Consider the following 8,366-nt stretch of genomic DNA (forward strand, 5'->3'; position numbering starts at 1 on the left):
GACGACATCGACAGCGGCAATAGGATTTAGCCTGACCGCGTCCTGCAAATACTCCGGAGATAGGTGCGCATAGCGCATAGTCATATTCAGCGAGGTGTGCCCAAGAATCTCCTTGAGCGCCAGGATGTTGCCCCCGTTCATCATGAAGTGAGACGCGAAGGTGTGGCGTAAGACGTGGGTGCACTGGCCACGCGGTAGTTCGATGTTACAGCGCTTCACCATGCGGGCAAATGCCTCGCGGCAGAAGGGAAATCGGGTCTTGCTGGCGAAGTAGGCTTCCAACCGGTCTTGCAGCTCTTGGGAGATTGGCACCGAACGGACGCGTTTCGATTTGGTGTTGGCGAACACCACACAGCCCGCTCGTACCATAGGCCAAGTCAGTCGTTGAGCTTCCGACCATCTTGCTCCCGTAGCCAAGCAAATCTCCGATATCAGGGCCAAGTGGGGGAACGTCGAGTAGTCCCGCAGCGCAGATACCAGGGTCGCAACCTGAGCTTTCGACAGGAACGACACCACATCCTGCTGAGGCTTCAGCGGCTTCAATGTGTCCAGAGGATTGGAATAGTCGATGTCACCGAGTCGGCGCAGCTCGGTATAGATGGACTTGAGGTACGAGTACCGCACATTGATCGAGCGCGGGAGCGCCCCTTCTTCCAATTCCACCTTACGCAGTGCTACCAAGTCGGAGACGGTAAACGTCTGAGCGATGGGATTGCCCAGCTTCGCAGCAATGAACAACAGCATGTTCCTGCGACGTCGCCCACTAGTGATGGCGTGCCCGTGCAGCTCATACCAGCGTTCAATGAGCTGAGACAGGCGGCGCGTGTCCTTCGGCCTGGGATTCCACTCTGGTGTCACTGCCAGCTTCGCGCGCACTGAAGCTTCGAAACGCTGAGCCTCGCCCTTGGTCTTGAATCGCTTGCGGAAGCGCTTCCCTTTGACGGGTTCGACATCGACGAACCAGCGACCATCCTCCAGCTTGGTGATCGCCATTAGATCGCGTACCCCCGCTTCAAGTACCGATCATTGATGAGCCCGATAACGTGTCTTTCGAGGTCGCGAGTGCTGTAGCCCTTGGCGGTGTAGTGATCTTCGATCACGTGCCAGAAGGGAAGCGTTCTCCCGACCTCAAGGGCTTTTTTTGGTGGTACGCGCTCCCGTGCGATCAGGCTGGCGAACTGGCCGAGGAACATCTCGCAGTTCTTCCCTGAGAAGCCCTGAGCGGTCTTGTAGTAGCGGCGATATTCTGTGCGATCAATGAGCGGATCGGCCTCTACCTGCACCTGAGTATCCAGAGTGATGAGCGACCAGAAGGGATTGAACTCCTTCGGGCTATCCAACAGCCGGAAGTTCTCACAGGCATAGCCCCATAGGCCTTGCAGGTGCGGGCACAGGCCCGCGTAAGTGCGGCAGCCGATCACCTCGCCAGAGGTCATCGTGGATCCTTCAGAGAACTGCTGAACCACCGAATGGTGGAAGCGGAACTCGATACGCCACACCGTTTCCAGCGGGTTGAAGGCGGGTTCACCATCACCGAAGGGATCGCCGTTGAGGGAAGCCCAAACGTTTTCCCAATAGTCGAGTTTGTCAGTTGCCCGGGCTTGGAGCGTCTTGTTGTAGATGCTCAGTTGCAGGCCGCTGGCTGAGCCGAACATGTACGTTTCACCGCGACCGTAGACCGAGGCGTTGCCGTCGAATTCGATACGCTCAATGCCGCTGATCTGGCGTACACGCCGAGACCGACAATGCATGCGATCCACCAAGTCAGACGGAGGCGCCCAACCCTGCACGTCGAGTGCGAGATGCACTGCACATTGATTGGTTTCGCAGGCTGAGAGCACGCCTGCGGCCAAGTCATCGAGCACGCCTTGCAGGATCGTTGGATCAGCGCCATCCAGGGAGTGAGGAGACACTTCGATCTTGAGGTGCGGACCGATGTTTTCGAGCTTCACGTTATGGTTCTTGATCAGGAGGATCAGTCCCATATCGGCGTTCTGTAGCCGGTACTGGTAGCCAGAGTCGCGACCAATACGGCCCTTGGCCCACTGGTAGCCGGCGAATTCCACGATATCTTCCGGCTCATCGAAGATCGCCATGACCTCAGGACGGATCAGGCCGTTGTACAACTGGCGGACCGTATCCACGCCGCAGCGCAACAGACGCACACCGGAAAGGTCGGTGAACTCCCCTGCCCTACTGCTGAAAAAGATGCGCCCTTGGGGCGACTCAAAGAACTGCCCGTCTTCCTGAAGTACTGCGCGAATCTGGTGTTCTGCTGCCTTAGTCATGATTCAAACCTATCCAATGCTATCCAATGAGTAACTGGGTTATCCGACGTGTTACAGGGTCGTCGGCCGCGCCTTCGGCCTACCGCTCGTGCCTGGCGCTCCCGGCCGGCGGCGCGGCTCGCCGACTCAAAACGGGAACGCCGCCACCGGCTGCATCACCTGCAAGGCGGTGAGAAATCCGAGCGCATACGCGAGCGCGAGCAGCCCAAGGGCGTTGATCAGGCCGTGCAGGGTCATTGGGTCCTCCAGGGGCGTGCGGGGTATTCGGAGTCGGGGACGATGGTGAGCGTGGGCTGTGCGGGTGCTGGCGGTGCGGTAGCGGCCATTACGGGCGCTGTAGCAGGCATCTGCGCCGGCTTGGGGAAGGCTCCGGCACACACGATGGTTTCGTGGTACTCGCCGTAGGACAGCTCGGCCACGCATTCGGAACGGGCCTTCACGCCGTAGCCGGATTCGCCCATCTGCCAGGAATTGAGCATCAGCCGGCGTCCTTCGGAGTCGGTGATGACGAACATGTACATCTCGCGCTGCATGCCCTTCACCAACCCTTTCACGCGGGCCGCCACGGCGATCTGCCGGCCCGCGAAGGGATGCTCAGCTAGTGGAAGAGTCGGAACACCTGATTGGCCAAGAACAGCGCCAGCATAAAGAGCACGATTCGCAGCAGCAGGCGCTTGAGCAGGTACAGCAGGCCCTTGAGGATGAGTTGGAGTGCTTTGCTGAGGATGGGCAGGATCAGGCTTTTGCTGAGCGCCACCGCCGACGACCTTGAGAGGTCCCATATAGCTGACAAAGCCAATAGTGCCGGCCAGCAGTGCCAGTAGAAGAACCAACTTAGGCGACCGGAAGAGACTCTTGCCGGCTTTGGTGTCCTGGGTTTTTCCAGTGGCGGTGGACTGATAGAGGCGGAAGGTCTGCTTCTTGATTCGCTTGTATTCGACGATGGTGCCGTCAGCGGGTGGTCGGTTGAGCTGGGCGTCATGCTGGGCCTCCTTGTACCGGCCAGGGATGCCGATGACGGCGAGGTTGGAGTGCTTGTAGGCCATCTCGCAGGTCATGCGGATGTCGTCGCGGATGTAGCTGATGTTGGGCGTGGTCAGGACGATGTCCCAGTTGAAGTGGCGGTGCCGGGTCCAGGCATCGAGCCAGCCCATTGGGCGGTCCGCTTCATGCGCCGCCTCGGGGCCGCCGGGGAAGTCGAACTTCTCCAGATCGCGTTCGCGCCAGGACTTGGGGAACAGCAGCTGGGTTTCGTCGAAGATCAGGAAGGCGCCCCGCGGTGCCCACTGGAACCACGTGCGCATCTTTTCGAGGTCGGCCAGAGATTCGAGATCGAGGTTGATGATCTGCGCCGTGTTCGGCAGATCAGGGAACACGGTGTAAGCGCGTTCCAGGGTGAACCCCCGGACGTTGGTGATGATGACGCGGCCCTCCTTGAGCGCGGGGACGGCGTCGTCTTGGATCGCTCCACTCGTTTTGTACGAGCCGTTCGGGCCGTGGTGAATCTTGATGGACATGATTCACTCACCTCCCTATGAACGGCACGAAGCGCATACAGAAGCGCGTGGCCAGGGCGGAGAACATGATGTTCAGAGCCTGCGGGACGCCAAGGAATTGCAGCGCCGCAGCCAGTGGGCCGGGGAGCGTGGCGTACATCGAGCGGACCATGTTGGACACGCCCAGGCTGTCGATCAGCTCGCGCGCTACGGTGTAGCTGACATCAAGCAAGAACAGGAACGACTGGAGTGCGCTGTACATCGCCCACTGCGTGGCGACCACAAAGCCGTCCTTGATGAAGTCGTAGATGCCCTGGGTCATGAACTCCCAAATCCACTGGAGGAACAGGACGATCTGGTCGAAAAAGCTGGATAGCCATTCCATGTGATCACTCCTTCAGAATGACGAACGCGGCCAGCACTGATGCCATGAACATCAGCGCGTAGCGCAGATAGGAGAGCTTTTCCTCGTACTCGGTGAAGCAGAGGCTGACGGTCTTTTTCCAGACCACAAAGGTGTCGCAGGGGAGCTTGCCGCCGCCCTCGCCGAGGTTCAGATCGAATACGCCCTTGAGCTGATCAGCGTTCTCTTTGATCTTTTCGGAGAACTCCTTTTTGGCTTCCTCGACCTTGCCGGACCATGTCTCCAGGGCTTCGTCCCAGCTGCCTTGCTTGGGCTGTTCCAGGGACTCTTTCGGACCGTCGCCGCCGCTGGTGCCGTCATCCCCGCCACCACCGCCTGAGTTGTTGCCATCGCCGTTACCGTCCCCGCCACCCGTGCCGGGGTTGGCGCCGCCATCGCCACCGCTGTTTCCGCCATTACCGCCACCGGTATTGCCGCCAGGGTTGTCGGGGTTTTCGTTGCCGCCGCCCGTGGTGGGGAAGCAGGCAGTCCCGGACCACGAATATCCATCCGGGCATTTATCGTCGGGGTCGATGTCGGGGGGAGTAGTCTCGGCGCCAGTGCAGCCGACCGTGCCGTTGGCGGTCTTCTCGCACTTGAACTGCTTGGCGAGCTGGTCGAGGTAGTCCTGCAACTGCTGGTCAGGGTTGTCCGGGTTATCCGACATGATGTCGTTGCCCACCGGGATCATGTCGACAATGCAACCGTTATCGTCACAGCTATCCGGCGTACCAGGCTCATACACACAGCCATCTTTGATCTCAGGATCAACATCAAAAACAGCACCGCCAGCGGTAAAGGAAAACTGCACCACTGTTGTGTAGTTACCACGGGTCTTGCACTCAGCGTCGCTCGGGCTACGAACCTCGCAGGTTGCATCGGTCGGGTTGTACTCGCTGCCCTGAGCGCAGCCATCACCAACACGGGTCAAGCCCTGCGATACCGGCCGCTGTACGCCCGTGGGCCAAACCTCCTGAAAATTACACGAGGCTTTGTCGTCACCGACCATCACATAGCCGAAGTACGTAATCGTCGCGCCCTGACTAACCCTCTGTAGGAACGCCAAGGTGTCCGAGCAGGCGGATGCCGGAGAGTCGAAGTTGGGGCCACTCCGGTCGCTGAAAATCCAGTGGTACGGCGTCAGTGCGTGAGCGCCGCTACTGAGCAGAAAGACCAGGGCGGCGATGGCGAGTCGAAGATGCAGCCGCATGGTTCCTCCAGATAAAAAGAACCCCGCCGAAGCGGGGTCCAGGTTCGGCCACATGAGTGGGGTCAGAAGAATTCGCCGCAGCGGTAGCCCGTGATGAAGGCCCCAGCGAAGAAGGCCCCCAACCACACCGACCAGAGCACTTACGCCTTGCGCAACATGCTGTAGATCAGGCCCGCGACCGCGAGGATGACCAGGGCACCGACGATGTAGCCGCCGATGTTGGACATGTCGCCCTTGCCGTCGCTGATAGCCTGTTCCACCGAGCTGGTGTCGATGACGCTGGCGGCGAAGGCCGGAACCGAAGTCACGGCGGTGACGGTGCCTGCGATGCAGACATTGCGGAACGAGCGGATCGGGTTGAACTTGGCGATCTGTTGTTTCATGCCTTTCATGGGTATTTCCTCTCTACTTGGCTTTACGAAGAAGTGACGCGACCCAGCCAGTCAAAAGCCCCGTCACGAATGCCCCGAGAACGCCCGCAGCACCGATGCTGAAGGCCTCCAGGGAGAAACCGCCGTTGACCAGAATTTCAATTGCTCCAGCGGCCTCGGGCGGAATCAGATAGGCCTGTTGCCACTCGATCTGCTGGCAGCGCATGAGGCCGTCCGCCGTGGACGCCCAGCTGGTGCAGACCTGAACAGCAACCACGCCTTGCATGTCAGCGGGCCTCCTTGCGGGGACGGTCGCACCAGCACCAGAACGAGCGCAGGACGAACCACCACAGGGCGAGGAAGGCGAACGCAGCCGCGACCACAGCGATCACGGAGTCCAGCGGGTAGGGTTCGAGGAATTCGCGCACCGCACGCACGGCAGGCGATACCGCGCACAGAATTGCGATGTACAGAACCCAGCCGAAGGCGAAACGGAGCGGCGCTTTCATCTACCTACCCCCGCCGTCAGGACTTGCTGCTGTCGGAGGTTTTCTCAGCGGCGGGCTGAGTCGGGCGCTGGGCTTGTGCCTGGGGTTGCGGCTGGCGGCTCGGTGCTGGGGTGTGCACGTCTTTGCCGGTGGCGAGTAGCTCGGTCAGTACCTGGGTGTTCTTGGTGTTGCCGAAGCGGTCTTTGGTCGGGCGTACCACGGTGGCGAATTTGCACAGCACCGGGGAGCCTTCGAAAACGATGGCATCGAGCAGAGTCGGCTCAATGTCGTATTGGGTGATTTCGAAGCCCTTTGCGTTGCCGCGAGCGCCTTCGGGGATCGGAGAAATGGCCTGCACGCTGGCAAAGACTTCGCCGGAGGTTTTCGAGGTGAAGGTGTCGGTCTGGATGACCCACAGTTCAACGACGCCGCCAGTGGTTGCAAACATGTTCATGTGAAGCTCCTTTTGCCTTTTTCGGGCATGAGTTGACCCGCTGCTGCAAATTGGGCGCGTTGGTGGCCGTCTTTCAGCGGGTGTGGTGGTGCCTGGGTTTTGCGGTGGTGTGGGCGGTGAGTGGGGTCAACACAAAGGGCTCTGCCCTTGTCATCCCGCTCTTGCCGCCGAGGGCTCAGGAGCGCGGGGCGGTGGTGCTGCCCCTCACTCCCGAGCGGAGGCTATTCAGGGAGGGGGACGGTCAAGGGTGCGCTTCGCCCGGCGCTCCGTTTGTCCGAACGGGAAAGCGCGTTCGGACAAGCCGGTGCGGCGGCCCTGGACCTGATTGGCCTGAGAGCGGATGACGGCTACGACAATGAGCAGCGCGGTGATAGCGCGAAGGCGGTCATCCATCGGCAGCGGGTGGCGGCGCGAGGTGGCCCACGCGGGAATAGTGTTACGGGCGTGGTAACGACCCACCATGAAGCCAAACACCAGCAGCACGAGCCAGAAGATCAGGTGCGGGATCGGGTTAGAGACCATGGCTCAGCCCTCCAACTCGAACGGCTCGCGCACAGGGACAAAGGGCGTCGGCCTGCCGCTGTCGTAGATAACGTGCCAATACTTCGGGGGACGGAGCGCGGGCATGTGTTTCGCGCAGGTAAAACCCCGTTCCACCCGATACGTCGAGTGGATCGAGCGCCACACTCCAGCGACCTTGGCCATCGTAGTAACGACCGTGAAGACTCGTGTAGGGCGGCACTCGGTGCAGCGTGTGGACTGGCAGGGATCGGGCTTTGCCAGTTCGCGACGGGACCAGCAGACAGAGCAGTCGCAGTCCGGTGCGTGAGGTTGACGAACGTACTTCGACAGCATCGGAAGTCACCTCGCGATCAGCAGGCAGACGCGGATGAATCACGGCGAGGGAGAACAAGCACCGCATAGAAGGAAGAACGTCATCAGCGTGGTTGGCCTCGACGGTCAACCGTGCTGAGGCAAGCTCCATCCGCCCTTCTTCATGGAGTCGGCGCGCTGCATCTGCGAAGCCATCGGCCAGAGCCTTACGCATTAGACGGAACGATAGGCGCGCAGCGGCGAGCCTTTCCCGAACACGCTGAGCACTGAGGGGAGAAAGAAGACTCATCAGAAGCCCTCCTGTTCCAGCAGACGGCGATTCAACAGCGCCACATTCACCATGACGTGGGTCCCGATCTTGTAGCGGGGGATGTACCCGCTCCTGATCCAACCCCACACGATTTGCTCGTCGTCCCCCATTCCTATCCACCTCGCAAACTCTTTCCAGGGAAGAAGCGGTGGTGCCCCTCTGAGGTCGGCGACTGAAACTTTGACTCCATCCAAATCCATGACCCTACTCCTAGCACTCAACAACAAGGGATCACCGTGGTCCGCGAACAAATAGAACCACCGTGGTCCCATTGCTGTCAAGACCACCGTGGTCCATCATCGCCACCATGAGCAGAGAAGACCCACAATTCAAACTCCGAATGCCGCAGGCCCTGCGTGATCAAGCGGAGCAGGCAGCCAAGAGCGCAAGCAGGTCGCTGAATGCGGAACTCGTCGCACGCCTGGAGAAAAGCTTTCTGTCGAACGCTGAACCAAAGGAGCTAATGCCTGCAGAACGGGCACGAGAGCTCGCTGCAATTGCCCGCGAGGGAA

General features: G+C 60.2%; 13 protein-coding genes. 1 reads left to right on the forward strand and 12 read right to left on the reverse strand.

Features of this window, described 5'->3' with window-relative positions; all coding sequences use genetic code 11:
* From FAS41_RS29915 to FAS41_RS29965, 12 genes are all read right to left on the reverse strand, one after another.
* Window positions 1-993, reverse strand: a 993-nt coding sequence (locus tag FAS41_RS29915; RefSeq protein ID WP_138526891.1) for a phage integrase, incomplete at its 3' end; no start/stop codon positions are given.
* Window positions 993-2,288, reverse strand: coding sequence for a hypothetical protein (locus tag FAS41_RS29920; protein ID WP_138526892.1), 1,296 nt, complete (start codon window positions 2,286-2,288; stop codon window positions 993-995). The genes FAS41_RS29915 and FAS41_RS29920, both read right to left, overlap by 1 nt.
* A 233-nt stretch (window positions 2,289-2,521) precedes the next feature.
* Window positions 2,522-3,805, reverse strand: coding sequence for a zonular occludens toxin domain-containing protein (locus tag FAS41_RS29925; protein WP_138526893.1), 1,284 nt, complete (start codon window positions 3,803-3,805; stop codon window positions 2,522-2,524).
* A 7-nt stretch (window positions 3,806-3,812) separates the two neighbouring features.
* Window positions 3,813-4,169 carry a DUF2523 family protein gene (locus tag FAS41_RS29930; RefSeq protein WP_138526894.1) on the reverse strand — a complete coding sequence of 119 codons (357 nt, stop codon included), beginning with the start codon at window positions 4,167-4,169 and terminating at the stop codon, window positions 3,813-3,815.
* A 4-nt stretch (window positions 4,170-4,173) separates the two neighbouring features.
* Window positions 4,174-5,397, reverse strand: a complete 1,224-nt coding sequence (locus FAS41_RS29935; protein WP_138526895.1) for a hypothetical protein — start codon at window positions 5,395-5,397, stop codon at window positions 4,174-4,176.
* A 140-nt stretch (window positions 5,398-5,537) separates the two neighbouring features.
* Entirely contained in the window at window positions 5,538-5,789 is a 252-nt protein-coding gene (locus tag FAS41_RS29940) for a major capsid protein (RefSeq protein WP_138526896.1), read from the reverse strand.
* A 13-nt stretch (window positions 5,790-5,802) separates the two neighbouring features.
* Window positions 5,803-6,054, reverse strand: coding sequence for a hypothetical protein (locus tag FAS41_RS29945; protein ID WP_138526897.1), 252 nt, complete (start codon window positions 6,052-6,054; stop codon window positions 5,803-5,805).
* A 1-nt stretch (window position 6,055) separates the two neighbouring features.
* Window positions 6,056-6,277 carry a hypothetical protein gene (locus tag FAS41_RS29950; RefSeq protein ID WP_138526898.1) on the reverse strand — a complete coding sequence of 74 codons (222 nt, stop codon included), beginning with the start codon at window positions 6,275-6,277 and terminating at the stop codon, window positions 6,056-6,058.
* A gap of 16 nt (window positions 6,278-6,293) precedes the next feature.
* Window positions 6,294-6,710, reverse strand: coding sequence for a DNA-binding protein (locus FAS41_RS29955; RefSeq protein ID WP_138526899.1), 417 nt, complete (start codon window positions 6,708-6,710; stop codon window positions 6,294-6,296).
* A 225-nt stretch (window positions 6,711-6,935) separates the two neighbouring features.
* On the reverse strand, window positions 6,936-7,232 hold the full coding sequence (locus FAS41_RS29960) for a hypothetical protein (RefSeq protein WP_138526900.1): 297 nt from the start codon (window positions 7,230-7,232) through the stop codon (window positions 6,936-6,938).
* Between the two features lie 3 nt (window positions 7,233-7,235).
* Window positions 7,236-7,565 carry a lysogeny maintenance protein PflM gene (gene pflM / locus FAS41_RS30950; protein ID WP_171049587.1) on the reverse strand — a complete coding sequence of 110 codons (330 nt, stop codon included), beginning with the start codon at window positions 7,563-7,565 and terminating at the stop codon, window positions 7,236-7,238.
* Window positions 7,566-7,832: 267 nt separating this feature from the next.
* Entirely contained in the window at window positions 7,833-8,054 is a 222-nt protein-coding gene (locus FAS41_RS29965; protein ID WP_138526901.1) for a DNA-binding protein, read from the reverse strand.
* 107 nt (window positions 8,055-8,161) lie between these two features.
* Between FAS41_RS29965 and FAS41_RS29970 the strand changes: the two genes are divergently transcribed.
* A partial coding sequence (locus FAS41_RS29970; RefSeq protein ID WP_138526902.1) for an Arc family DNA-binding protein occupies window positions 8,162-8,366 on the forward strand: 205 nt, incomplete at its 3' end.

The organism is Pseudomonas nicosulfuronedens (assembly GCF_005877905.1).
GTDB lineage: Bacteria > Pseudomonadota > Gammaproteobacteria > Pseudomonadales > Pseudomonadaceae > Pseudomonas > Pseudomonas nicosulfuronedens.